Genomic DNA, 23,684 nt, shown 5'->3' with positions numbered 1-23,684 from the left:
ATTCCGGATGCCGATACATCGGCGACCCGCAGATTGCGTCAGGCGGTCGGCGGAGACTCGGAGTCGGATGCGTCGGGCTCGCCCGAGGCGGCAGCATCCGGCTTCTTCGGCAACAGCACGGGGCCATCGATGCCCTTGGTCATCTGCACGGGGTCGACCGCGAGCACCAGCAGGGCGATGACGACGAGCGTCACGATGAAGGTGATGCCGGCGACGATGCCGCCGACGACCAGCGCGTGCCCGGACTGACCCGGAGCGCGGTTCTGGAAGAAGCCCATCGAGATGAGGGTCACGATGCCGGCGAAAGCGGCGGCGACGAACGCCAGGCCGAGCAGCTGCACCGGCTTCATCAGGTCACGTCGGGTCGGCTTGTCGGTCATGAGGCAACCTCCGTTACCGATGTCTCACGGCGGGGCGAGAACGCCGCGATCGCGAGGTAGACGCCGACGATAGCGGCGTAGGCGCCGAACAGACCGACGCCGATCGTGATGCCGGTCAGCGTGAACGACTGCGCGGCCTCATCGATGTAGTAGTCCAGCGCATACTGCGTCGGCACGAGGAGGAGCCCGAGACCGAGGAGCACGCCCACGACACCGACCGTCAGCTCGTCATTCGCCTGCGAGCGCAGCGCTGACCCGCGGGCCGAGCCGCGCCGGGCGCGGAAGCCGGCGATCCCCTCGACGAGTCCGGTGAGGAGCGCCCACGAGACGACCACTCCGAAGAACACCTCGGTGGTGCGGAACGCGGGGATCCCCGACGCCATCCCGGCGAGCGCCGTCAGCACGCCGAGCGTGAGCACCAGCGCACGCTGCCCCGCGGGAAAGACGAGCCACGCCGAGATCAGCAGCACGAGCGCGGTCGCGATCGCGAATCCGCTGAACACCGACAGACCGACGGATGCGGAATGGTCGGGCGAGAACGTGATCATCACGGCCGCGACCACCGCGAAGAGCGCGCGCGCCAGTTGCACGTGGCGCGGCTGGAATGCGCGCTCTGGGGTGCGGTCGGGCATGGCGGAACTCGTCGGGGTCTGCGAAACGGGAGGGAAGATGGCTCCAGTCTAAGTCGTGCAACCTCCGCCGATGCCGGACGCGACCTCAGGCCCGGTCGTGGAGGAGGAGCATGATCCACCAGCTCCGGAGCGACGACGGGTCGGCGCCGCCGTCGCCCGCATGCGGCGCTCAGTAGGCTGACACCGTGACCGAGCCCGCCATCCGACAGCGCGACGCGGAACGCACCCGCGCAGAGCTGCTCGACGTCGCGACCCGCACTTTCGCCGAGTCGGGCTTCTCCGGCACCCGGGTCGACGAGATCGCCGCCCGGACGCGAACGACGAAGCGGATGATCTACTACTACTTCGGGGGCAAAGAGGGGCTGTATCTCGCCGTCCTGGAGCGGGCCTACCGCGGCATTCGCGAGGCCGAGCAGTCGCTGCACGTCGGCGACCTGCCGCCGATCGAAGCCCTCCGCCGGATCGCCGAACTCACGTACGACCACCATCTCGCGCACACCGACTTCATCCGGCTCGTGTCGATCGAGAACATCCACCGCGGCGACTTCATCCACAAACTCGAGTCGCTGCGCACCCTCAACGCACCCGCGCTCGGTGTGCTCGATGTGGCGCTCACCCGGGGTCGCGAAGACGGCGTCTTCCGAGACGACGTGGACGCGCTCGACGTGCACCTGGTGATCAGCTCGTACTGCTTCTTCCAGGTCGCCAACCAGTACACCTTCGGGTACCTGTTCGACCGCGACCTGCTCGACCCGTCGCGCCGCGACCACCTGCGCGCCATGATCGGCGACGTCGTCGTGGCGTGGATGACGTCGGAGTCGGTGCGCCCGTGAGCGTCGACGCGAACGTGCCCGCGGAGCGCCGCATCCACGTTTCCGCCGCCGTCATCACCGACGACAGCGGCCGCCTTCTGCTGGTGCGCAAGCGCGGCACCACGGCGTTCATGCAGCCGGGTGGCAAGCCCGACCCGGGCGAGACCGCGGCGCAGACCCTCGTCCGCGAACTCGACGAGGAGATCGGCATCCGTCCGCCCGCGTCGGCCATCACCTCGCTCGGCACGTTCACGGCGCCCGCAGCGAACGAACCCGGGCACCTCGTCGTCGCGGACGTCTTCCGGGTCGAGATCGGCGCCGCGGTTCCGGTGATCGCGGCCGAGATCGCCGAGTCGCGCTGGGTCACACGGGCGGATGCCGACGAGATCGAGATCGCCCCGCTCGCCCTCGCCTACTTCCTTCCCGAGGTCACCACGCGCCCGGCTGGTAGTCCTTGAGGAAGACCCCGAAGAGGTCTTCGCCGGCCTCGCCGCGCACGATCGGGTCGTAGACACGGGCCGCGCCGTCGACGAGATCGAGCGGAGCGTGGAAGCCCTCTTCGGCGAGACGCACCTTCGTGAAGTGCGGGCGTTCGTCGGTGATCCACCCCGTGTCGACGGCGGTCATCAGGATGCCGTCAGACTCGAACATCTCGCGAGCGCTCGTGCGGGTGAGCATGTTGAGCGCCGCTTTGGCCATGTTCGTGTGCGGGTGGCCGGGGCCCTTGTAGCCGCGCCCGAACACGCCTTCCATCGCCGACACGTTCACGACGTACGTGCGGCGTGCCGGCGAGGCGGCCATCGAGGCACGGAGTCCGCGGATGAGGAGGAACGGGGCCGTCGTGTTCGCCAGCTGCACCTCCAGCATCTCCAGCGGGTCGACCTGGTCGACGTGCTGGGTCCAGCTGTTGATGTGGTCCTCGTCGGGCACGAGCCCACCCGCGTCGATCGCGGTTCCCGCGGCGAGTCGCTCGAGGGATGACGAACCGGCCGTCATCGCTTCAGCGGTGAGTTCGTCGGCCGTCCGCGCGGCGGAGGCGAGAATCGGGTGGGCGGAGACGGACTGCGCGAGCGCCAGCGGGTGCGCGTCGTTCGTGTGCCCGAAGGTGAGCAGCTCCGGCAGCGGTCCGTCCGGAAGCGGCGCGAGCTCCGCGTCGACGAGCGGCTTGTACGCCCCCTGGGATCGACGAACGGTCTGCGCCGCGTTGTTGATCAGGATGTCGAGGGGCCCGGCGGCGGCGACCGACTCGGCGAGCGCGATGACCTGGGCCGGGTCGCGCAGGTCGATGCCGACGACCTTCAGCCGGTGCAGCCAGTCCGCCGAGTCCGGGAGCGCGGCGAACCGACGGACCGCGTCACGGGGGAAGCGCGTCGTGATGGTCGTGTGGGCCCCGTCGCGCAGCAGCCGCAGCGCGATGTACATGCCGATCTTCGCGCGGCCACCGGTGAGAAGTGCGCGGCGTCCGGTGAGGTCGGTGCGTGCATCGCGCTTCTCGTGACTCATCGCGGCGCAGTCCGGGCAGAGCTGGTGATAGAACGCATCCACCGTCGTGTACGGCTTCTTGCAGATGTAACAGGCCCGCGGCTTGAGTAGTTCGCCGGCGGTCGGCGCGGCGATCCGCACCGCGAGCGGGATGCCGCGCGTCTCATCGTCGATGCGATCGGAGGCCCCGGTGGCGGTCGCGGCGACGACGGCCCGATCCGCCTCGGCGATGCGGTCGCGCTTGTCGCGGCGGCCCTGCAGCTTGACCGCTTTGTACAACTTGCCGGTCGCGTGCCGCAGCGTCACGTAGTCGGGGTCGTCCTTCTCGAGCGCCTCGGCGGCGGCCAGCACGCGAAGGGCGGTGGCGAGGTCGTCGGGGTCGATCGACGGCCCGTCGGTGGCAGCGGGATCGGAGGAGGGCACACGAGAGTTTATCCGCGCATCGCGGGATCATCCTCCGGGCGGATGCGGGTAGTCGCTTGCAGGCACCGACTTCGATACCCTGCCCCCATCGACGCGAATCCGACACTCTTCGTGGGCCGGTCCGATGACCTCGAGACTCTCGGCACACTCCTCCGTGCTGCCCAAAGCGGGAATGCGTCCGCTCTCGTCATCGTAGGCAACCCGGGGATCGGCAAGACAGCACTTCTCGATGAATTTCTCACGCGGCGCGAGACACGCGACTCGAGAGTCCTTCGGCTGACCGGCTTCTCCACCGAAGCAGACCTCCCTTACGCCGCCATCGATCTTCTCCTCCGTGATCTGCAGAACGATCTCTCGACTCTTCCTCTCGACCTGCGACACGCACTCGAGGTGGCCACAGGACGCGCGGGCGGCCCGCCACCAGACCGATATCAGGTCGGCGCCGCAGTTCTCACGCTCCTCGCGTCGGCGCCCCGTCCGGTGGTGTGCGTTGTCGACGATGCTCACCTGCTTGACCCGGCGTCGCTCGCCGCCCTCGCGTTCGTCGCGCGTCGTCTCACTGCGGAATCCGCATTCATTGTGTTCGCATCGCGTCCGACTCCGACGACCCTGGAGATGCTCGCCGGAATCGCGGTGCACCGTTTGGATGGGTTGGATGCGCTATCGGCCGTCGCACTCCTGAACGCTCGTTCTCCGCGGCAGTTCGATCCCCACCTCGCAGTGAGGGTCGCCGCGCAATTGGATGGCCACCCCCTCGCGATTACCGACCTCGCGTCACACGCGGATGCGGAGCGGCTCGCGCTTCGCGCCCTGTCGCTGGAGCCACTTCCGCCCGGCGCACTCCTCGAGGACTTCTACCTCCAGCAAGTCCGAGAGCTTCCTGCGAGCGCCGTCGCCTTCGCCCTGCTCGCCGCCACCGATACGACCGGTGCCGCGGACGTCGTTCGGCAGGCGGCGGACGAGCGGAGACTCCCTCCCGACGCATCGACCCCGCTCGAGAACGCGAAGCTGCTCGAAGTCGGAGTGCGAATGCGGTTCCGCCACCAGCTGATCCGCTCTGCCGTGTACAACGGCGCCTCGTCGGCCGATCGGCGCAAGGCACATATCGCTCTCGAGGGGGCATCCCACGCCCAGGGCTTCGTCACGGCTGCGGCCATGCATGCCTCGGCGGTCGCCGTCGCGCCAGACATCCCACTGGCCGCACGGCTGGCCGCGCTCGCAGATGCCGCCGGCGGGCGGGGAGCCCTCCTTGCTCAGGCGGGACTTCTGGCACGCTCCGCAGAGCTGACGCCCGTCGGTGTCTCACATGACGAGCATCAAATCGCCGCAGTGGAAGCCGCCCTCGGCGCAGGAGCCGCGCTGCTCGCCCGCGAGATGTTGGACGCCCTCGACTTCGAAGCCCTGACCCCGGAGCACCGGGGTCGCGCGCTTTCCGCGCGCGCATTCGTCGCGCTGTTCATTGCAGATGCCGATAGCGTTCCGCTCGTCGCCTCGATGTTCGCGCGCGCTGCCGACGCGTTTCGTCCGGTCTCTGCCGTCGCCGAGCAGCACGCCCTGATCAACGCGTACTCGTACGTGTGGACGACAGAACGACGTACCACCGGCATCGAGCTCACAGATTTCGGCGAGCGATTGCAGACGGGAGCCGACTCAGCGCCTGGACCGCACGCCGAGATCCTTCGCGGGCTCGCGGCCCACATCCTCGGTCCGATTCCGGACTCTCTGCCGCCGATGCGCGAGACTATGCGCGTCATCGACGAGCTCGATGACGACGCGTTCTTCGAGGTGGGCGCCAGCGCCGTGCCCCTCGGAATGGCTCTCGCCGACCCGCACGCCGCGCTCGATGTCACCCGCCGCCTGGTCGACATCGCGCGTGCGCGCGGAGCATTGCAAGCGTTGGATTCTTCGCTGTGGATGCAATCCACGATCCATGTCCAACTCCTCGACATCGCCGCAGCCGGACACGCTCTCGAGAACATCCGTGAGCTCCGGCGAGCGATCGGCTATCCCGCAGAGCACGTGGTCAACGCGGCGCACCTGGCGCTCGCGGGCGCCCCGCGCGGGGCGGTCGATACCGCCGGAGACGCAGCGCGCGACAGCGGTTTTACCGGAGCGTGGACGGTGGCGCAGCGCGGTCTCGGGTGCCGCCTCGTCGCCGAAGGCGAGTACCGAGAGGCCTACCTTCTGCTGCGCCCTCTGGTGGAGAACGGCTTTCTCCATGTGGCCCATCTGTCGCTGGCCGATTACGCCGAAGCATCCGGGCGAAGCGGGTACCTGGGCGACGCGCGGGCGGCGACCGCATCGCTTGAGGGACTTGCGACGGCGACACCCACCCCGTGGATGCGCGGGCTCGCACATCGCTCCCGGGCACTGCTCGCGAGTACCGCTTCCGCCGAAGGAGAGTTTCTCGCCGCGATCCAGCAATTCGAGCAGATCCCTGCGCCGGGCGACCTCGCTCGGACGCACCTGCTCTACGGCGAGTGGCTGCGTCGTCAGCGACGGCGACGGGACGCACGGGTGCATCTGGCCCGAGCGGTGCGTTCCTTCGACGCGCTCGGTGTCGTGCCGTTCGCGACCCGCGCCCGGCACGAGTTCGCCGCGACCGGCGATGTTGCGCCGCCACCCGCATCCGAGAGCGATCTCAGTCCTCAGGAGTCGTTGATCGCGACCCTTGCTGCGGAGGGGCGCAGCAACCCGGAGATCGCCGCCGCACTTTTCATCTCCCCCCATACGGTGGACTATCACCTCCGCAAAATATTCCGAAAGCTCGGCATCACCTCTCGCCGACAGCTCACGGACGCGCGCCGCACCTGACCCGTCAGCACTACGTACTCCACGGGGTGCGCGCATTCAAGATCGAGGCGAAGGTGGAGTCAATCCCGGCCCGCGCGACGACGGGCTGTCAGACCGATATCTGAAAGGCAACGACCATGAGCTCCGACACGCCAGACACGATCGTCCTCATTCACGGCCTCTGGGTTACTCCGCGTAGTTGGGCGGAGTGGAAGGCGAGATACGAAGCGCAGGGCTACACCGTGATCACGCCTGCGTACCCGGGATTCGAGATCGAGGTCGAAGCTCTGCGCGAGAGCCCGGACCTCATTGCGAATCTCACCGTCCCGGAGACTCTCACGCATCTGACGGGCGTCATCGAAGCGTTGCCGAAGCCGCCCATCCTCATGGGCCACTCCTTCGGCGGCCTCCTTACCCAGCTCCTGCTCGCCCGCGGACTCGGTGCGGCCGGTGCCGTGATCGACTCCGCCCCCACCGAGGGCGTCCGCGTGACGCCGCTGTCGCAGGCACGATCTCTCTTTCCGGCGCTGAAGAACCCGGCGAACCTGCACAAGGCGGTGGGCTTCACCAAGGACGAGTGGCACTACGCCTTCACGAACACGCTCAGCCGGGAGGAGTCTGACGCGGTCCACGACCGCTTCGCCATCCCCGCGCCGGGCAACTGGATCTGGGCGTACGGTCTGCTCGCGAACTATCAGCCCGGCCACCAGGCCACCTGGGTCGACTACTCGATCGATCGGGCTCCGCTTCTTTTCATCGGCGGAAGCGAAGACCACATCATGCCGCCGGCCGTCAACAAGTCGAATGCGAAGCACTGGTCCAAGTCGCCCGCCGTCACGGAGTACTACGAGTTCGCGGGGCGGGGCCACTGGACCTGCGCCGAGCCCGGCTGGGAAGTGGTCGCAGACTACGCGCTGGCTTGGACGGTCGCGAACGCCCGCTCGGTTGCCGCGACAACGACGCTCTGATCGCACCGCCGGAGGAGGTCGGGACCATCGGCGCGGGGCGGTCAGCTCCGCCGTCGGATGCGGATGGGACCCTTCGCGCTGGCCTGTTCGACCACCTCGCCGCCCTGGGTGATCTCGACCTCCCCGGCTTCGGTCAGGCGACGGGCGGCCTCGCGCACGGGGTCCATGAGCTCTCGCCACCGCTCGTCGCCGAGGCTTCGCGCCACATCCGAGGGACAGATCGTCGCGCCGGCCGCCCGCAGGCTCAGGAGTCGCCGGATCTCGTCCTCGAGTGCGCGATCCGTGGGCATGGTTCCCGTCCGCGCCCGCCGAGTGGATGGGGCGAGATCAACGGCCGTCACGGGAGGAACCGCGCCGTCGTATCCGGCGGAGCCAGCTCACGCACCGCCTCGACCGCGGCGTTCGACGCATCCCCGACACCCACGAGATAGCGGCGACCGTCCGTCGTCGTGATGCGAACGGCCGTCGTCTCCCCGGCGCTCAGCAGGATTCCGTGTCGCTTCTGGCTGCCCTTGATGCCCCACCCTCCGAAGTCCTCGAACGGGCGCACCTCTTCGACATCGATGGCGGCGATGTGGGTCCATCGCAGCGTCTTTCCCCAGAACGGCACGAGCGAGAACGCAACGCCGGCCTGACCCGCGCGCAGCCGGACACCCGAGAAGAAGGTCACGACGATGAGCATGGCGATGGCGACAAGCACGACGACAGCCCCGGCGGGGGTACGCACGTTCAGGACGCCGACGAGCAGAAGTATCGCGGGACCGACGAAGAGCACGGCACGCAGAGGTGCGCTGAAGCGTCGATGGGCAATCGTCTCCATAGGAACAGCCTTTCAACGAAAGGCGGATTTGTCAGGGGCGTATCCCGGGAAGTGCGGGCGCACCTGCTCGACACGCACCGGCCGCGGCCCGGCGAGGACGTGGCTCGTCCGGCATTCAGCGATCGGAGGCGGGGGTGCGCCCGAACCGGGCGCGATAGGCACGGTGGAATGTGCCGACATCCGCGAAACCGCACTCCGCCGCGACCGACCGGATCGACCGGCCGCGATCGTCGGGCCCACGCAGGGCTTCGCGGGCCCGATCGAGGCGAACGCTGCGGAGCCACGTCGAGAAGGTCTCGCCCTCGGCGGCGAACTCGGTCTGGACCGTGCGGGTCGAGCATCCGAACGCCCGGGCCATCGCGGTCAGGTCGAGACGGGCGTCGCCGACCCGACTCAGGGCGTACGCCCGCATGGCATCGCGACGACCGGGGAGTGCGGGTTCCGCCGCGCAGGCCGCCTCGAGCATCTCGAGCACGCTGACTGCCATGACCTCGGCGACCCGCACCATGCCGTTGCGGGCCGCCGACGTGAGCAGCTCGACTTGCGCCGACACCTGCGCGCCGAGCGGAGTTCCGGCCAGACGGTCGTCCAAGAGGGCGATCATCGACCCTGCCCGCCGCGACAGCATCGCGCGCGGAATGCGCACCGACGCGAGCCGCAACCGTCGCCGCGGGTCGGCGATGACCGTGAACGGAGCATCGTTGTCGAGCACCAGCGCGCCGGCGCCCACGTGCCACGTGGCACCGCCCTGCGCGAGGCCCCATGCGCCGGAGCTCTGGTTCACGAACACCGCGTCATCGGACACCCGGCGCAGCGACGCCCGGTCGCGACTCGCCGACACCCCGGGGGTGCTGATGAGTCCGAGCGAGAAAGGCCCGATGTCGTAGAGCGAGAAGTCCGCAGCGAAGGATGCCGACCGCTGCGGCCGGATGCCGACGTAGACATCGGCGACCGCATCGCAGAAGTAGTCGAAGTCCCGGCCGGGAGGGAGCCCCCGGGTGGTGCCGACCACTCGCGCGCCGATCGCCGCTTCGCGCATCGCCATCGATTCTCGCCTCCTGCCACATCGCCGTGACACCGCCGCATCCTATTCTCGTCGCACCCGAACGAATTCCGACGGAAGAGGCGACGATGCCCGACAACCGACCCACCCTGCTCTTCGTCCACGGCGCCTGGCACGGCTCCTGGTGCTGGGACGAGGTGACGACTCTGCTCTCCGATCAGGGATGGCGCATCCGCCTCATCGACCTGCCGACGGTGCACGCCGAGGGCAAGGAGCTTCTGGGCATGCAGGACGACGCGGATGCGGTGGCCGCCGCGATCGACGAGATCGCCGGCCCGGTGACGGTCATCGCCCACTCGTACGGGGGCGTGCCGACGACGCAGGGGGCGACCGACCCGCGGGTGCGGCACATCGTCTACATCGCGGCCTTCGCGCTCGACGAGGGCGAGTCGCTTCTCGCCGCGGTGGGCGGAGAAGCTCCCGACTGGTGGCACGTGAACGGGCCGGTCGTGACCGCGGGCGACGACGACCAGCCGCCGCAGCACCTGTTCTACGGGGATGTCGACGCGGACGTCGCGGATGCCTCGGCCGCCCGGCTTCTTCCGCAGTCGGTCCGCGCGTTCACCGAACCGCTCACGCAGGTCGCATGGCGGGATCGGCCGACGACCTACATCCTCACCGAGCAGGACGCCATCTTCCCGATTCCCGCACAAGAGGCCCTGAGTGCCCGCGCCGGCTCCCGCGTCGCGCGCCTGAACGCGAGCCACTCCCCGTTCCTGTCGCAGCCCGACGCCGTCGCAGAGATCATCGCGGCGGCCGCATCCGGGGCCTGATGCTCAGGCGGGAAGGAGCACCCGCACCTGCTCGGCGATCTGCGCGATGATCGATCGTCCGCCTGACGGTCACCCGGCGCGAGCGACCGTCCAGCCCGTGGTGATGAGAGCATCCAGGGGCAGGAGCCCTGCTCCTACCGCAACAGAGTCGCCGGCGAATCGAGTGCCCATGAGCCTGTACTGCGACGCCGGGCGGTGCAGCGCGTGCGCGGTGATTGCGGCGTCGATCTCCTCCGCGTAGGCAGCGAGTAGGCGTTCACCGACCCAGCCCCCGATCAACACGCGCTCGGGATTGTTGAGATTGACCATGCTGCCGAGCGCCGCCCCGAGCTCGTCGATCACCCGGATGATGAGGGCTCGTGCTGCAGGGTCCTCCTCAGCGGAATCGATGAGCGCGCCGAGTGCCGACCATCCGGAGCCCGGAACGTCGGCGCCGGTGTCCTTCCAGCGACGGAGGATCGCATCGGCGCCGAGGTAGGCCTCTACGCATCCGCGGTTTCCGCAGCGGCAGAGCGCGCCGCCCACCTGGAGGGTCGTATGTCCCCATTCGGTGGCGCTCGAACGGCTTCCCGTCGCGATCTCGCCGTTGATCACGAGCCCCATTCCTATGCCACGACCCATCTGGGCGACGATAGCGTGCTGGCTGTCCTTCGCGTTCCCGAACCAGAGCTCCGCTCGCGCCTGCAGGGTGGCGCCGTTTTCGGCGATCACGGGCACCGCATCCACCGCGCACAGTCGGGTCACCGCGACCGGTTCCCACCCAAGGCTCTGCGCGTAGACCGTCTGGATGCCGTCCGCATCCGTCTCCACGATGCCCGGCAGGCCGAGGCCCACGCCAACCAGGGTGCCCCAACGCGCCGGATGGCGGGATCGCAACGCGTCGAGCGCCGCCGCGATGTCTGCGGCGATGCGCGGCGCCGTCTCCGCTTCATGTCCGCCCCGGAACTCGCGATCGATGCGGTTCATCGAGAGGTCGAAGAGTTCCGCGGCCACACCGCGTTCCCCGACGTCGATGCCCACTGTCACGGCGGCGTCGGTGCGCGGTCCCACTATCGTGATTGGTCGGCCGCCCCGAGACGACTTGCTTCCGCGCTCCTCCACGAGGCCGTCGTCGATGAGCTCGACGACGATATTCGCCGCGGATGCGGCCGAGAGGCCGATCTCCGCGACGATCTCGGCGCGCGTCGTTTCACCGCGCAGCAGGATGTGCTTCAACACCACTGCCCGGTTACGCTGCCGCAGGGACGTGACAGTTGATGCGTCCGAGGGTGCCGTCACGGCCCGTTGCGGGAGGGGACCATTCATGATGAGACGACGATACGGGAGTGCGCCCGCGCGGTGCCCGTCGACCGTCGTCACGCAGAGACCTTCACGCCGCGGAGCACGGCGGGACGGAGCGCACGGATCACGAGGTGCCCGTCGGCCCATCGGCCCACGAAGTCGTCCGGAGTGTCGCTGTCGAGCGTCCACTCCTCGGGTCTCTTCTCCAGCGCGAAGCGCACCTCGGCGTCGACCGCCATCTGCAACGGAAGCACCTCCTCGGCCGTGTAGGGCTCGCCCGCCGTGTGATGCCACATCGTCGGAGCGGCGATCCCGGCCAGCCCTCGGGTCGACGGCGGGGTCTGCGGATCATGGCCCCACGCCGGAAGAGAGAGGGGCGCGCGAGCGAACATCGCGTTGACGATATCGGACCGCGCGTCGCACTGATCGACCGGGAGTGCCGCGAGGAACACCTCAAGGATCGCCCAGGCCTCATTCGGCCCCGGAGTGGCGCCCGGGTCGGAGATGAGGTCCCAGCCGGCCGGCCTCCGGATCGACAGCGGCGATGTGCGGGTGTCGAGCTTCTTCCACGGCCAGAAGTTCCAGCCGATCCCGTGCCGTTCGTAGAGCCGGTGCGCGGTGTAGATCCACTCCGGCGTGTTCTCGCCCCCTTCGCCCATGTAGATCGGAAGCCCGAGACGGTCGCGTGCGGCGAGATACTCGTCGATGCTCGACTCGTCCGGAGCACACCAGTAGCGGTGGAACTGCAGCATCGAGTTCGCATCCCAGACCTCCGTGAAGATCGACCAGTTGGTCGCCCAGTGGGCGCCCTCGTAGACGATGAGGTGATCGGGATCGATCTCCCGGATGGCGATGGTGAGCGCTCGATACAGCTCCGCGAGCTCGCCCGCGTAGGTGTATTGCCAGTCGTTGGGAAGCGGCTCGTTGAGCAGGTCGTACCCGAGGACCACGGTCTCGTGCCGATAGCGTCGTGCGAGCTCTTCCCACAGTCGGATCGTCAGCATCCGGTAGCGCTCCTCCATGAACAGCTCGGGCAGACCGCGCGGGGAGTCGTCGATGTTCGTGCCGGTCTGGCCGCCCGGAGCGCCATGCAGATCGAGCAGCACCCAGATACCGTGCGACCGGCACCATCCGATCAGATCGTCGATGCGCGCGAAACCCGCCTCGAGCATCCGACCGTCATCGTCGATGAGCGATCGGGAGTTTAACGGCAGCCGCACATGGTCGTAGCCGAGCTCGGCGATGCGGGCGATGTCGAGTTCCGTCAGAAAGGCCTCGCCGAACCGGCGCCAGAACTCTTCGGCTCGCTCCGCCCCGACCAGGCTCCGGATGCGGGCTTCGATCTGCCGGGGCGAGCTCATCTCGTCGCCGAACCTCCACATGTACCCCTCGGGCAGCAACCAGTTGCCGAGACCCATCCCCCGCAGCAGCAGCGGATGCCCCTGGCCGTCGACCAGCTGGGCGTCTCGGGCGTGCACGAATCCGTCGAACCGCGACGTTGTCATGGAGGTACCTGTCATTTCAGGCCGGACAGAGCGAAGCCCTGCACGACGAAGCGTTGGAAGATGACGAAGACGATCAGGATCGGGACGACCATGAGCGTTGCGGCCGCCATCTGCAGAGAAGGGTTCGTGGCGATCTGCTGGTTGAGCAGCGAGACGCCGACCGACAGTGTGTAGAGCCGCTCGTCGTTGGCGAGGATGAGTGGCCAGAGGAAGCTGTTCCACCCCGCGATGAAGGTCAGTACCACCTGAACGGCCAAGATCGGGCGGGACATCGGCAGGATGATCCGCCAGAAGATCCGCAGCTCCGAGGCCCCATCGATCCGCGCCGCCTCGATCAACTCGGTGGGGATGGTGACCATGAACTGCCGGAACAGGAACACGCTGAAGCCGGAGACGAGCGTCGGCAGCGCGATCCCGATCAGGGTGTTGGTGAGCTTGGCGCCGTTCAGGATGAGGTACGTCGGGATCATCGTGACCTGCACGGGGATCATCATCGTGATCAGCACGAGGAAGAACAGCGGTTCGCGGCCGCGGAAGCTGAATTTCGCGAACCCGTAGCCCGCCATGGCCATCAGGATGAGGCCGATCATGCTGATGGCGACGATCGCGATCGTGTTCACGAGATAGCGACCGAAGTCGAGCTCTTGGAAGAGCTGAACGAAGTACTCGAACGTCGGGCTCTCCGGCAGCACCGCCGGCGGGTAGGCCACGGACTCGCTCCGCGGCTTCACCGACGACGTGATCATCCAGATGAACGGGAAGGCGGTGATGAGCGCCCCGATACCGAGGATGATGCCGATGATGACCGTGGTCGCCCGGGCGGTGGATCGCCGTGCGCTCCGTGGTGCACGCGAGAGCGGAACGTCGGGGCTCGGGGCGAGCGTCTCTCGGAGGTCAGTAATCGTCATCGGATCTCCTGGTTCGCAGCTGGATAAGGGTGATCGCGGCGATGATCGCGAACAGGATCACGGAGCCCGCGCTGGCGTAACCGAACTGGCTGGCGGAGAAACCGGTCTGGTAGAGGAAGAGCGACACGCTCGTCGACTCCCCGAGCGGCCCGCCCTTGGTGAGCACGAAGGGCTCGTCGAAGAACTGCAGCCAGGCGATGATCGTCGTGATCGTGACGAAGAAGATCGCGAAGCGGAGGAGCGGGATGACGACCGAGACAGCCTTACGGAATTCGCTCGCACCGTCGAGGCTCGCCGCCTCCAGATACTCCTTCGGCACGCCCTGCAGTGCGGCGAGGAAGATGATCACGTTCAGCCCGGTGCCGCGCCAGACGGCGACGAGCACGAGCGACACCTTGACCATGACCGGGTCGCTCAGCCACTGCACCGGCGGCAGACCGACGAGCGACAGGATGTAGTTGAACAGCCCGAATTGCGTGTTGTAGAGGTAGCCCCAGACCAGCGAGATCGCGACGATCGCGGTGATCGCCGGCACGAAGTAGAACGTCCGCAGGGCCTTGAAGAACCAGTTGCCGGAGCGGTTGAGCAGGAGCGCGATGACCAGCGAGATGATCACGACGCACGGGACCCCGATGATCGCGAAGATCCCGGTGTTGGTCAGCGCCTGCCAGAAGTCGGGATCGGCGAAGAGCTTCGTGTAGTTGTCGAGACCGATGAACTCGATCACCGACCAGTTGCCGAGCCCCGCGAGGTTCATGTCGGTGAAGCTCACGAAGAGGGCGATCAGGATCGGCAGCACGCCGAAGGCGAGCAGCAGGATCATCGTCGGGGCGATGAAGAGGTAGGGCGCGGAGCGGGCTTTCATGGGGTCTCCCGGAGAGGCGGGGGGGGGGGGGCGCCCCGGGCCCCCCCCCCCCCCCCCCGGCGCGGGGGGGGGGGGGGGGGCCCCCCGGGGGGGGGACACAACCCCCGCCCCCCCCCCCCCCCCCCGGGCCGGGGCGGGGGGGCGCGCGCGCGCCGCCCCCCCCCCCCCCCCCCCCCCCCCCCCCACTGCAGTCTCGCGGTCAGGCGACGGGCGGAGACGGACGCATGCGGATGCGGATGCGGCGGCGGTGCTAGTGCGCCATGGCGGCGAGCGCCTCCGGGTCGATCGTCGCGATCGAGCGGGTGTCCTGGAAGGCGCGGACGCCCTCGATGCCCTGCTCCCGCCCGAACCCGGACTGCTTCACGCCGCCGAACGGCGCCCGCAGATCGAGGCGGGTGGCGCCGTGGTCGTTGACCCAGACGTAGCCGCACTCGAGCTGACTGCCGACGCGGTGCGCCGCGGCCGGGTCGGCCGTCCACACCGATCCGCAGAGGCCTCCCCAGGTATCGTTCGCGAGGCGCACCGCATCCTCCTCGGTGTCGAACGGGATGATGGGGATGACCGGGCCGAACTGCTCCTGCGTCACCACGCGCAGCGTGAGAGGCGGGTCGACGACGATCGCGGGGCGCAGGAAGTTGCCGTCCGCCAGGTCGCCGCCGGGCAGCTCGCCGAACTCGCGCACGTCGGCTCCGGCGTCCTTCGCCTCCCGGATGAGGTCTTCGACGAACGCCTTCTGCGCGGGCTGGTGCAGCGGGCCCATCGTGGTGCCCTCGGCGAGCCCGTGACCGATCACGACCTTCTCCAGGCGCGCGGACAGCCCCGCGACGACCTCGTCGATCCGGGAGCGGTGGGCGAACACCCGCTTCGCATTCATGCAGATCTGGCCGGTCGTGTCGTACACGGCCGCGAAGAGTCGGTCCAGGTGCGCATCGTCGAGGATCGCGTCCTCGAGGAACACCGCCGCATCGTTGCCGCCGAGCTCGAGCGTCACTCGGGTGAGGCTCTTCGACGCCATCTCCATGATGCGTTTTCCGCCGTTCACGCTTCCCGTGAAGCAGACCTTCGCCACATCCGTGTTCTGGATGAGGGCGGCCATGTTCTCGTCGCGACCCGTCACGATGTTCAGCACACCGGCGGGAAGCTTCTCGGCGATGCGCTGCACGAGGCGCGCGGTCGCGAGCGGTGCGGAGGGCGGCGGCTTCACGATGGCGGTGTTGCCGGCGAGCAGAGCATGCGGGAGCGCGGCGCCCAGGATGGCGATGGGCCAGTTGAACGGCACGATCACCGTGACCACCCCGAGCGACTGGTACGCGACCTCGGTCGAGACCGGGATCGCGCCCGGAACGACCGGCAGGGTCTTGCTCGTGTCGACCTCGGCGGCCAGCATGAGGGCGAGGTTCCAGCGGATCTCGAAGACGAGGGCGTCGACCCACGCCTCGAATCTCACCTTGCCGTTCTCCTGCGAGAGGATCGCCGCATCCTCGTCGCGGTCGTCCGCGATTCCGGCGATCGCCTCGGTCATCAGGCGTGCGCGCTCGGTCGCCCCGAGCGCCGACCAGGCCGGGTAGGCGGACTTCGCGGCGGCGACCGCATCCGTCACATCATCGGCGGATGCGGCGGCCGCGCGTCCGACGATCGTGCCCGGCTGTGCGGGGTCGACGATGTCGAGCGTGTTCTCGGTGAACCGCTCCTCCCCTCCGATGTAGAGACCCGTCCGCACTCCGGCGGCGGTAAGAACGTTGTCGGTCATCGACATTCACCTCTCTGTGAATCGTGTTGTGAAGCGTTGCGTTCGTCGGGGGCGAGCGGGTGTGCACCCCTGTGTGCGACGACGATCGTGCACGGCCCTCGCATCGACGATGAGCGGGCCGTTACGGTTGATTGTGTGCGCTGGGCGCCGTGTCCACAACCGTCCGCGTGGGGGCCGCATCGCTGTGGCCCCCACGACTCAGTAGACGATGACCGGTTTCACCGTCACGCCGTGGTGCATGTCGGCGACGGCCTGGTCGATCTCGTCGAGTGCGTATGTCTTCTCGAGTTCCTCCAGGGGCAGGCGCCCCTCGGCGTGCAGGGCCGCGAGGCGGGGCATGAGCTCCTGCGGCACGGTGTCGCCCATCGTGACACCGCGAAGCACCTTGCCCGTCAGGATGCCCTGGATGTCGACGAGGATCTCCGTGCCCGGGGGCGGCGCGCCGCAGACGAGCACGGTGCCCCGGATGGCGGCCGCATCCAGAGCCCCGCGGGCGACCCGCGGGTTCGCCGTGGTGTCGAAACTCAGATCGATGCCGTGCCCGCCGGTGATCTCCGCCAGCCGCTCGGCGACGTTCTCCGTGCCGGGGTTGATCGTGTGGGTGGCGCCGAGTCGTCGGGCGAGCGCGAGCCGCTCGTCCACGAGGTCGATCGCGACGATCGCCGCCGGATGCCGATCCGCGGCCGCCATGACGGCGGAGAGCCCCACCGCGCCGGTGCCGTACACGGCGACGGTGTCGCTCGTGCCGGGATCGAGCACGTTCCACATCGACCCGAAGCCCGTGAGCACCCCGCAGCCGAGCGGCGCGAGCACCGCGAGGTCGGCGTCTGCCCCGACCTTCACGAGCGACCGCTCATCGGCGATCGCGTAGGTGCCGAACGAGGACTGACCGAAGAAGTGGCCGGAGATCGGCGCACCGTCGCGGGTGATCGCCCCGGAGTCCTCGCCGCGCAGGAGCCCGAACAGGTTGCGCGGTTGCCAGGTCTCGCAGTACGCGGGGTGGCCCGTGTCGCATCCGGCGCACGCACCGCACGACGTGAAACTCAGGAGCACCTTGTCACCGACCGTGATCTGCGTCACCCCCGCCCCGACCTCGTCGACGATGCCGCCGCCCTCGTGCCCGATGACCCCGGGGGATGGAAACGGGATGCCGCCGGCGATGACGCCGAGATCCGTGTGACACAGGCCGCTCGCGACCAGTCGCACGCGCACCTCGCCGTGACCGGGGCGTCCGTACTCGACGTCGGCGACCGTCAGCGCTCCGTTCTCGAGGACCGCCGCGCGCCCCGCCGTCATCGGCCGACGCCCTGGGCGAGGTTGATGACGATGGAGTGCGACTTCTGGTACGACGCCATCGCCTCCGGGCCGCCCTCCCGGCCCCAGCCGGAATCCTTGACCCCGCCGAACGAGATCGCCGGGTCGAGGATCGCCCATCCGTTGACCCAGGTGATGCCGGCGTGGAGGCGGCGGGCGACCCGGTGGGCCTTGGCCAGATCCGAGGTCTGGATGCCGCTCGCCAGACCGTAACGGGTGCCGTTCGCGAGGGCGATGGCTTCGTCCTCGGTGTCGAAGGGCTGCACTGTCAGCACGGGACCGAACACCTCCTCGATCACGATCTCGGCATCGGCGGCGACGTCGGCCAGCACGGTCGGGGCGTAGAAGAACCCGCCGCCCCGCGGCACGGGCGCACCACCCGTGACGACCCGTGCGCCGGCCGAGCGCGCCCGGTCGACCATGTCGCGGACCTTCTCGAGCTGCACGCGGCTGGCGAGCGGCCCGATGACCGTGTCGGGATCGGTGATGTCGCCGAACGGGACGTGCGGCACCGCCTGCTCGAGGATGCCGAGCACGGTTTCGTACAGCGGCCGCTCGACGAGCAGCCGGGGTCCTGCCATGCAGAACTGGCCGGCGTTGAACACGAAAGCAGAGATGACCGTGTGGATGGCGGTATCGAGGGCGGCGTCGGCGAACAGGATGTTGGCCGCGTTCCCGCCGAGCTCGGCGGTGAAGGGCTTGCGCGTCTGCCCGGCCAGTGCCGCGGCGTGGGCGCCGATCTCGGTCGACCCGGTGAACGCGACCTTGTCGACGTCGGGGTGTCCGACGAGGTGATCGCCGATCGTCGCACCGGACCCGGTGACGACGTTGAACACTCCGGCGGGCACACCGGCCTCGTGCAGGATGTCGGCGATCAGCAGTGCCGAGAGCGGCGTCTCGCCCGCCGGCTTGTGCACGATCGTGTTCCCGGCGATGAGGGCGGGGGCGATCTTCGAGCTCGACAGGATGAGCGGGAAGTTGAACGGGGTGATGGCCGCCACCACTCCGTACGGCTCGTTCGTGACGAAGGCGTGCGCGTCCGCGGTGATCTCGCGCACCTCGCCGTCCAGGTGATGACCGAGGCTCGCGTAGTACTCGTAGAGCTCTGCGGCGTTGTTCACGTCGACGACCCGGGCGAGCATGATCGGCTTGCCGACATCGATGCTCTCGGCCTGCGCGAGATCTTCGCTGCGCTCGCGGATGAGGTCGTACGCCCGCTGCAGGATGCGGGCGCGTTCCCGGCTGGACAGGCCCGACCAGATTCCCGAGTCGAACGCGCGCCGGGCGGCGGCGACCGCGTCGTCGACGTCCTGCACGGTCGCGCGGGCGACATCGGTGATCTTCTGACCGGTCGCCGGCGCGATGATGTCGGTGCGGCCGCCGTCGGATGCCTCCCGCCAGACGCCGTCGATGAACAGTCGGCCGGGCGAGAAGGCGGTGGCCTCGTCGGTGGATGCGGGGTGAGTGATCGTCATTGTTCGCTCCTCGGGTGGGGGGTGTTCGGGGTCGATTGCGGCAACTCCGCCGCAATCCGTTCGATGACCGCGACGAAGTCCGCCGGGGCCTCCTGGAAGGGCGCGTGCCCGGTGGGGACGCGGATGATCTCAGCGCCGGCGCGCTCGGCGAGGGATCTCTGGAAATCCGGCGGGACGAGGTCGTCGTTCTCGGTGAGGACGTACCAGCTGGGCTTCGTCCGCCAGGCGACCGAGCGCACGGGTTCGGTGAGCGAGGCGAGCGACTGCGGGCGGAACATGTCGGCCAGCTGTTCTCCGACCGCGGGCGGAGTGCCGGGCGGCAGTCCGGTCGACACGAGCGCGACGAGCGCCGCGCGGTCGGCGCCGAGCCTTACCTGTCCTTCGGCGGCGCTCCAGACCCCGGGCAGCTCGCCTCCGAGCGCGCTCTGCACGCTCTCGTTCTGATCCAGGGCGAACGCAGCGACGTACACGATCCCGGCGACGGCGCGGTGGTCGCCCGCCTGCGTCACGGGCACCCCGCCGTAGGAGTGGCCGACCAGCAGCACCGGTCCGGGCGCCCGATCGAGGGCGGCGGTGACGGCGTCCGCATCCGCGCTCATGGTGCCCGTGGATCCGGTCGACGGAAGCTCCACGGTCTCGATGCTCCAGCCCGCGTGCTGCAGCAGCGGGATGATGCCGGCGAACTCCCATCCGCCCACCCAGGCGCCGTGAACGAGAACGATATGCGGGCGTGATTCCATAGCCGGGTCTTCCTTGATCCGCGGAGGGCGGCGCGAGCCGGCTGTCCGATGACGACGATGTCTTCGGTCAGTGTCCGCCGTCGTCCGGCTGTGCGGTATCCGTAGGACTACGTAATCCGGAGCGTGTCGACGGGCGGCGGAGAGGTCGCTTCGAACCACGCGGCGATCTGCGTGCGGGAGCCGAACCCGAGCTTCGCGAGGATGCGCTGCACGTGCGTGTCGACCGTGCGGATGGAGAGCACCAGGCGGTCGGCGATCTCCCGGTTGCTGAGTCCGGCGTGGATGCCGGCGGCCACCTGGGACTCCCGTTCGCTGAGCGCGCCGGAGCCGTGTGCGGACGCGGCGAACGACACGGCCTCGGCGGGCGAGAGCTGCTCGCCCGCTGACACGGCCCGCTCGAAGGCTCGCTCGCCGAGCGATTCGCGCACCCGCGTGAGGCAGCGATCGTGGTGCGCGGTCAGGTGCGGGCCGAGCCGCGAGATGTCGGAGCCGACCCGGCGCCACCGGGTGCGGGCGGCACCCAGCAGCACCGCGGACCGCTCGGTGGGCACCCGTGCGGCGTCGATCCAGCTCAGGATCTCGAGCGCGAGGCAGTCTCCGACCGGGTCGTCGATCCCGTCGTCGGCGGTCAGCGAGGCGCGACCGTAGCGTTCGGCCTCGTCCAGTTCGCCGTCGCAGAACGCGGCGAGCGCGAGCGACCACATCGCGAGGGACCGCATCCACATCTCCCCGATCGCCTCGGCGTGACGAACGGCCGCCTGCGCGGACGCGCCGGCCCCCCGCTCGCCGAGATGACAGCGGGCAGTCGTCAACTGGAACTGGGCGAGGAGGGCCTCCTCGGGATGGCCCGCGTCGGTCGCGAGCCGGATCGACCGAGCGAACTCGACGGCCCCGCGCCGAGGATCACCCGAGAACAGGGCGTGCGAACCGCGCCAGCGATGCACCTCGATCGCGAACTGCGCCGCGTCCGCGGGCGGTGCGCTCGGAGCCAGCCGCTCGGCTTCGGTCAGGAGTTCGTCGGCCTCGGCGAGATCTCCCTGCAGCAGACAGAGCCAGGCGGCAGTGAGCAGCGCCCGGGTGCGCACCACCGATCCGCCGCCCGGCAGGCCGAGGACCCGCGTCGCCCACGCCCGGCCTTCCGGGAGAAGCCCGCTCACGCCCCAGTGGTAGCGCAGGCGGCCGAAGAGATCGAGCGCGGCGTCCGTGTCGATGGCGACGGCCGTGGCGAGGGCGGCGTGGAGTTCAGCCCGATCGGCGCGCTGGGCGGCGATGATCTGCGGTTGATGCGGTCCGTACCACTCCCGGTGGGACCGCTCGGCGAGCCGTCGATAGTGGTCGAGGTGGCGCCGCAGCAGCGAGGGCCGCGTTCCGTGCTCTTCGGAACGCTCGCGTCCGTAGGCGCGGATGGTCTCCAGCATCCGGAATCCGCCGCTCTCGCGGTCGGCCTCGACGACGGACTGCGCCACGAGGTCGTCGAGGATGTCGACCACCTCGGCCTCGGGCCGCTCCGCGACGGCCGCGGCGGCGGCGAGATCGAAGCGGCCGCGGAAGACGCTCATCGCGTCCCAGAGAGCGCGCTGTTCGGGGGAGCACAGCTCGTAACTCCAGTCCACGACGGCGCGGAGGGTGCGCTGCCGGGCGACCGCCGAGCGCCCCGCCGCACGCAGGAGCGTGAATCTCGACGAGAGGCGGCCCAGCAGGTCGGTCAGCGGGAGGGCGCGAAGGCGCGTCGCCGCCAGTTCGATCGCGAGCGGCAGGCCGTCGAGCGCGCGGCAGAGTTCCGCCGCCACCGCCCACTCCCGCGGCGCCAGCTCGAACGCCGCATCCGCCGCGCGGGCGCGCGAGAGGAGCAGGGCGACGGCATCCGAGGGCGCTGCCGAATCCTCTGTCAGCGAGAGCGGCGGCACCGCGTACACCTGCTCGCCGTCCACATCGAGGCGCCGGCGGCTGGTGGCGAGGATCGTCAGGCCCGGAACCGCATCCAGAAGCTCGTCGGCGAACGCGGAGACAGCGTCGATGAGGTGCTCGCAGTTGTCGAGCACGACGATCGCGGGGGTGTCCGCGAGAACGTCGACGAGGAAGTCGAGCGGGTCGCGCGCGGAATGCTCGCCGAGGGGGAGCGCGCGCGCAACGGTCAACGGAACCCGCTGCGGATCCTGCAGGGTGTCGAGGGCGACGAACCAGGTGAGCACCTCCCGCGAACGCGCGTATTCGTTGGCGGCGCGGAGGGCCAGGCGGGTTTTCCCGACGCCGCCGACTCCGGTGAGGGTGACGAGTCGCGCGTCGCCCAGCAGCGCGCCGATCGTCGCGAGTTCGGCCCGGCGGCCGACGAACTCGCTGCGCGATTCGCTGAGCATCAAGACTCCTTCGTCCTGACGTCGATTATCCATGCCCGCGCATGCGGCGGGTCGATTCCGTGATCTCACGGATGACCCGATGCATCCGCGGAGACGGATACTGGTCATGCGACCCGTCGCCCGACACGACTCGTCGCCCGACATACCCCGTTCGATGACGAACCGGAGACTTCATGACGACCTCGATCGCGCGCCCGGTGCGCTCGCCGTCGCGGCGGGCGGTGGATGATGCGCATATCGGATGATGGCGGCACGCCCCGAGCCGGACGTGCCCGCGGCGACCGCTCCGCCCCGCGCGCGGGCGAGGAGGCCGAGGCGCCGGGTCGAGTGGCCCCCGCATCGTTCGCCGTGCGGAACGCCTCGATGGAGGAAGCGGAGTCGGTCGGGGCGCAGGTCTTCCACCGGCACACGCTCCGGCCGCTGGACACCGCGCGTCCGCCGCGGCTCACCCTGACCTCGTACCGCGCCGGCCCGGTCACGCTCGGCACGGTGCAGTACAGCGCGGGGGCCCGCGTCGAATCGGGATCGGTGCCCGGCGCCTACCAGATCAACATCCCGCTGACCGGAACCCTTCGCACCGGACGCCCCGGCGAGCAGATGCTCGCCACCGGCCTCCGGGCGGCGCAGTACGGACTCCACCCGCACGGCTTCGAGGGGTTCGAGACGCCCACTCGCGTGCTCGGCATCAAGATCGACTCCGCGGCGCTCGAATCGCGCCTCGAGTCGCTGCTGGGAAGGCGGCTCGGCGGCGCCCACATCGAGTTCGCGCTGGAGTTCCCGCTCACGAGCCCCGCGGCACGCGACTGGTTCGCGGTGGTGCAGTTGCTCGCGCGTCGGCTGTGGGGGCCGTCGGGACTCGGCGCGGATCCGGTCGTGCGGGACGGACTTCAGGAGGCGCTCATGGCGGGTCTCCTCGTCGCTTCTCCGCACGCGTTCCGCGATGAGCTGGCCCACCCCGGAGACGCGGCGGGCCCGGGGGCGATCCGCCGCGCGATCGCCTACGTCGATTCGTCGCCCACGGTCACGTCGCTCGCTGTCCCCGAACTCGCGGCGGTGGTCGGCGTCAGCGTGCGCGCCCTGCAGATCGGCTTTCGCCGGGCGCTCGACACCACGCCGCTGGCCTATCTGCGCCAGCGACGTCTGACGCTCGCGCGACGCGAGCTGGAGCGTGCCAGTGCGCCGGAGATCTCCGTGGCGCAGATCGCCGACCGGTGCGGTTTCGCGCACCACGGGCGCTTCGCGACCGACTACCGGCGGCGCTTCGGCGAGTCGCCCGTGGAGACGCTCCGCCGCGGCTGAGCGGCGTTCCCCTCGATATCCGATTCGCGCAGTCGGCCTTGGCG

General features: G+C 69.4%; 21 protein-coding genes and 1 pseudogene. 7 read left to right on the top strand and 15 right to left on the bottom strand.

All coding sequences use genetic code 11. From position 1 onward, the window contains the following. Positions 1–38: 38 nt before the first annotated feature. Positions 39–380 (bottom strand): amino acid transporter, encoded by a 342-nt coding sequence (locus LMI96_RS14140; RefSeq protein ID WP_223723298.1) that lies wholly within the window; start codon positions 378–380, stop codon positions 39–41. Next, on the bottom strand, positions 377–1,012 hold the full coding sequence (locus LMI96_RS14135) for an acyl-CoA synthetase (RefSeq protein WP_223723299.1): 636 nt from the start codon (positions 1,010–1,012) through the stop codon (positions 377–379). Before LMI96_RS14135 ends, LMI96_RS14140 begins: the two co-directional genes overlap by 4 nt. A 185-nt stretch (positions 1,013–1,197) precedes the next feature. On the opposite strand from LMI96_RS14135, the gene LMI96_RS14130 reads away from it, so the two are divergent. Next, complete coding sequence (locus LMI96_RS14130) at positions 1,198–1,845, top strand: TetR/AcrR family transcriptional regulator (RefSeq protein WP_223723300.1); 648 nt, start codon at positions 1,198–1,200, stop codon at positions 1,843–1,845. Next, the gene (locus LMI96_RS14125; RefSeq protein WP_228361945.1) at positions 1,815–2,282 is read left to right on the top strand and encodes an NUDIX domain-containing protein; all 468 of its coding nucleotides are present in this window, start codon (positions 1,815–1,817) and stop codon (positions 2,280–2,282) included. The genes LMI96_RS14130 and LMI96_RS14125 overlap by 31 nt, the downstream gene beginning before the upstream one ends. On the opposite strand, the gene LMI96_RS14120 is transcribed toward LMI96_RS14125, so the two are convergent. Beyond that, complete coding sequence (locus LMI96_RS14120; RefSeq protein ID WP_223723302.1) at positions 2,254–3,729, bottom strand: SDR family oxidoreductase; 1,476 nt, start codon at positions 3,727–3,729, stop codon at positions 2,254–2,256. The two genes, LMI96_RS14125 and LMI96_RS14120, sit on opposite strands and share 29 nt — an antisense overlap. A 42-nt stretch (positions 3,730–3,771) precedes the next feature. On the opposite strand from LMI96_RS14120, the pseudogene LMI96_RS16440 reads away from it, so the two are divergent. The 3 genes and pseudogenes from LMI96_RS16440 to LMI96_RS14105 all read left to right on the top strand — a co-directional run. After that, positions 3,772–4,236, top strand: a pseudogene (locus tag LMI96_RS16440) (AAA family ATPase); the annotation flags it as partial. 72 nt (positions 4,237–4,308) lie between these two features. Next, positions 4,309–6,543, top strand: coding sequence for a helix-turn-helix transcriptional regulator (locus tag LMI96_RS16365; protein WP_228361943.1), 2,235 nt, complete (start codon positions 4,309–4,311; stop codon positions 6,541–6,543). 116 nt (positions 6,544–6,659) lie between these two features. Then, the gene (locus tag LMI96_RS14105; protein ID WP_223723303.1) at positions 6,660–7,490 is read left to right on the top strand and encodes an alpha/beta hydrolase; all 831 of its coding nucleotides are present in this window, start codon (positions 6,660–6,662) and stop codon (positions 7,488–7,490) included. 41 nt (positions 7,491–7,531) lie between these two features. Here LMI96_RS14105 and LMI96_RS14100 read toward each other — a convergent pair whose 3' ends face one another. From LMI96_RS14100 to LMI96_RS14090, 3 genes are all read right to left on the bottom strand, one after another. Then, entirely contained in the window at positions 7,532–7,780 is a 249-nt protein-coding gene (locus LMI96_RS14100; RefSeq protein WP_228361942.1) for a DUF3253 domain-containing protein, read from the bottom strand. A 47-nt stretch (positions 7,781–7,827) separates the two neighbouring features. Then, positions 7,828–8,310, bottom strand: coding sequence for a hypothetical protein (locus LMI96_RS14095; protein ID WP_228361941.1), 483 nt, complete (start codon positions 8,308–8,310; stop codon positions 7,828–7,830). Between the two features lie 115 nt (positions 8,311–8,425). Continuing rightward, the gene (locus tag LMI96_RS14090) at positions 8,426–9,355 is read right to left on the bottom strand and encodes an AraC family transcriptional regulator (RefSeq protein WP_228361940.1); all 930 of its coding nucleotides are present in this window, start codon (positions 9,353–9,355) and stop codon (positions 8,426–8,428) included. An 86-nt stretch (positions 9,356–9,441) separates the two neighbouring features. Between LMI96_RS14090 and LMI96_RS14085 the strand changes: the two genes are divergently transcribed. Then, complete coding sequence (locus LMI96_RS14085) at positions 9,442–10,146, top strand: alpha/beta hydrolase (protein ID WP_228361939.1); 705 nt, start codon at positions 9,442–9,444, stop codon at positions 10,144–10,146. A gap of 69 nt (positions 10,147–10,215) precedes the next feature. Here LMI96_RS14085 and LMI96_RS14080 read toward each other — a convergent pair whose 3' ends face one another. The 9 genes from LMI96_RS14080 to LMI96_RS14040 all read right to left on the bottom strand — a co-directional run bounded on the left by LMI96_RS14080 (position 10,216) and on the right by LMI96_RS14040 (position 22,341). Then, positions 10,216–11,364 carry an ROK family protein gene (locus LMI96_RS14080; RefSeq protein ID WP_228361938.1) on the bottom strand — a complete coding sequence of 383 codons (1,149 nt, stop codon included), beginning with the start codon at positions 11,362–11,364 and terminating at the stop codon, positions 10,216–10,218. A 137-nt stretch (positions 11,365–11,501) separates the two neighbouring features. Then, positions 11,502–12,932, bottom strand: coding sequence for a glycoside hydrolase family 5 protein (locus tag LMI96_RS14075; protein ID WP_228361937.1), 1,431 nt, complete (start codon positions 12,930–12,932; stop codon positions 11,502–11,504). 11 nt (positions 12,933–12,943) lie between these two features. Continuing rightward, a complete protein-coding gene (locus tag LMI96_RS14070) occupies positions 12,944–13,840 on the bottom strand; it encodes a carbohydrate ABC transporter permease (protein ID WP_228361936.1) in 897 nt (298 codons plus the stop codon). Next, entirely contained in the window at positions 13,827–14,705 is an 879-nt protein-coding gene (locus LMI96_RS14065; protein ID WP_223723334.1) for a carbohydrate ABC transporter permease, read from the bottom strand. Before LMI96_RS14065 ends, LMI96_RS14070 begins: the two co-directional genes overlap by 14 nt. Before the next feature lie 250 nt (positions 14,706–14,955). Next, entirely contained in the window at positions 14,956–16,455 is a 1,500-nt protein-coding gene (locus tag LMI96_RS14060) for an aldehyde dehydrogenase family protein (protein WP_223723193.1), read from the bottom strand. 198 nt (positions 16,456–16,653) lie between these two features. Next, a complete protein-coding gene (locus LMI96_RS14055) occupies positions 16,654–17,751 on the bottom strand; it encodes an NAD(P)-dependent alcohol dehydrogenase (protein ID WP_228361935.1) in 1,098 nt (365 codons plus the stop codon). After that, entirely contained in the window at positions 17,748–19,244 is a 1,497-nt protein-coding gene (locus tag LMI96_RS14050) for an aldehyde dehydrogenase (protein WP_228361934.1), read from the bottom strand. The genes LMI96_RS14055 and LMI96_RS14050 overlap by 4 nt, the downstream gene beginning before the upstream one ends. Continuing rightward, positions 19,241–19,984: an alpha/beta fold hydrolase gene (locus LMI96_RS14045; protein ID WP_228361933.1), complete on the bottom strand. Its 744-nt coding sequence runs from the start codon at positions 19,982–19,984 to the stop codon at positions 19,241–19,243. The genes LMI96_RS14050 and LMI96_RS14045 overlap by 4 nt, the downstream gene beginning before the upstream one ends. A 107-nt stretch (positions 19,985–20,091) precedes the next feature. Continuing rightward, positions 20,092–22,341: a LuxR C-terminal-related transcriptional regulator gene (locus tag LMI96_RS14040; RefSeq protein WP_228361932.1), complete on the bottom strand. Its 2,250-nt coding sequence runs from the start codon at positions 22,339–22,341 to the stop codon at positions 20,092–20,094. Between the two features lie 327 nt (positions 22,342–22,668). On the opposite strand from LMI96_RS14040, the gene LMI96_RS14035 reads away from it, so the two are divergent. Further along, on the top strand, positions 22,669–23,640 hold the full coding sequence (locus LMI96_RS14035) for an AraC family transcriptional regulator (RefSeq protein ID WP_228361931.1): 972 nt from the start codon (positions 22,669–22,671) through the stop codon (positions 23,638–23,640). Positions 23,641–23,684 lie beyond the last annotated feature (44 nt).

The sequence above is a fragment of the Microbacterium sp. cx-59 genome, from assembly GCF_020805625.1.
Classification (GTDB): domain Bacteria; phylum Actinomycetota; class Actinomycetes; order Actinomycetales; family Microbacteriaceae; genus Microbacterium.
The sequence above is the reverse complement of the archived record's forward strand: the minus strand, read 5'-3'. Positions and strand labels throughout refer to the sequence as shown.

What these genes read in the sequence shown, in the direction of transcription:
- LMI96_RS14140 (WP_223723298.1), bottom strand. Translation starts at nt 380, where the DNA reads ATGACCGACAAGCCGACCCGACGTGACCTGATGAAGCCGGTGCAGCTG.
- LMI96_RS14135 (WP_223723299.1), bottom strand. Translation starts at nt 1,012, where the DNA reads ATGCCCGACCGCACCCCAGAGCGCGCATTCCAGCCGCGCCACGTGCAA.
- LMI96_RS14105 (WP_223723303.1), top strand. Translation starts at nt 6,660, where the DNA reads ATGAGCTCCGACACGCCAGACACGATCGTCCTCATTCACGGCCTCTGG.
- LMI96_RS14100 (WP_228361942.1), bottom strand. Translation starts at nt 7,780, where the DNA reads ATGCCCACGGATCGCGCACTCGAGGACGAGATCCGGCGACTCCTGAGC.
- LMI96_RS14095 (WP_228361941.1), bottom strand. Translation starts at nt 8,310, where the DNA reads ATGGAGACGATTGCCCATCGACGCTTCAGCGCACCTCTGCGTGCCGTG.
- LMI96_RS14090 (WP_228361940.1), bottom strand. Translation starts at nt 9,355, where the DNA reads ATGGCGATGCGCGAAGCGGCGATCGGCGCGCGAGTGGTCGGCACCACC.
- LMI96_RS14085 (WP_228361939.1), top strand. Translation starts at nt 9,442, where the DNA reads ATGCCCGACAACCGACCCACCCTGCTCTTCGTCCACGGCGCCTGGCAC.
- LMI96_RS14075 (WP_228361937.1), bottom strand. Translation starts at nt 12,932, where the DNA reads ATGACAACGTCGCGGTTCGACGGATTCGTGCACGCCCGAGACGCCCAG.
- LMI96_RS14070 (WP_228361936.1), bottom strand. Translation starts at nt 13,840, where the DNA reads ATGACGATTACTGACCTCCGAGAGACGCTCGCCCCGAGCCCCGACGTT.
- LMI96_RS14065 (WP_223723334.1), bottom strand. Translation starts at nt 14,705, where the DNA reads ATGAAAGCCCGCTCCGCGCCCTACCTCTTCATCGCCCCGACGATGATC.
- LMI96_RS14060 (WP_223723193.1), bottom strand. Translation starts at nt 16,455, where the DNA reads ATGACCGACAACGTTCTTACCGCCGCCGGAGTGCGGACGGGTCTCTAC.
- LMI96_RS14055 (WP_228361935.1), bottom strand. Translation starts at nt 17,751, where the DNA reads ATGACGGCGGGGCGCGCGGCGGTCCTCGAGAACGGAGCGCTGACGGTC.
- LMI96_RS14050 (WP_228361934.1), bottom strand. Translation starts at nt 19,244, where the DNA reads ATGACGATCACTCACCCCGCATCCACCGACGAGGCCACCGCCTTCTCG.
- LMI96_RS14045 (WP_228361933.1), bottom strand. Translation starts at nt 19,984, where the DNA reads ATGGAATCACGCCCGCATATCGTTCTCGTTCACGGCGCCTGGGTGGGC.
- LMI96_RS14040 (WP_228361932.1), bottom strand. Translation starts at nt 22,341, where the DNA reads ATGCTCAGCGAATCGCGCAGCGAGTTCGTCGGCCGCCGGGCCGAACTC.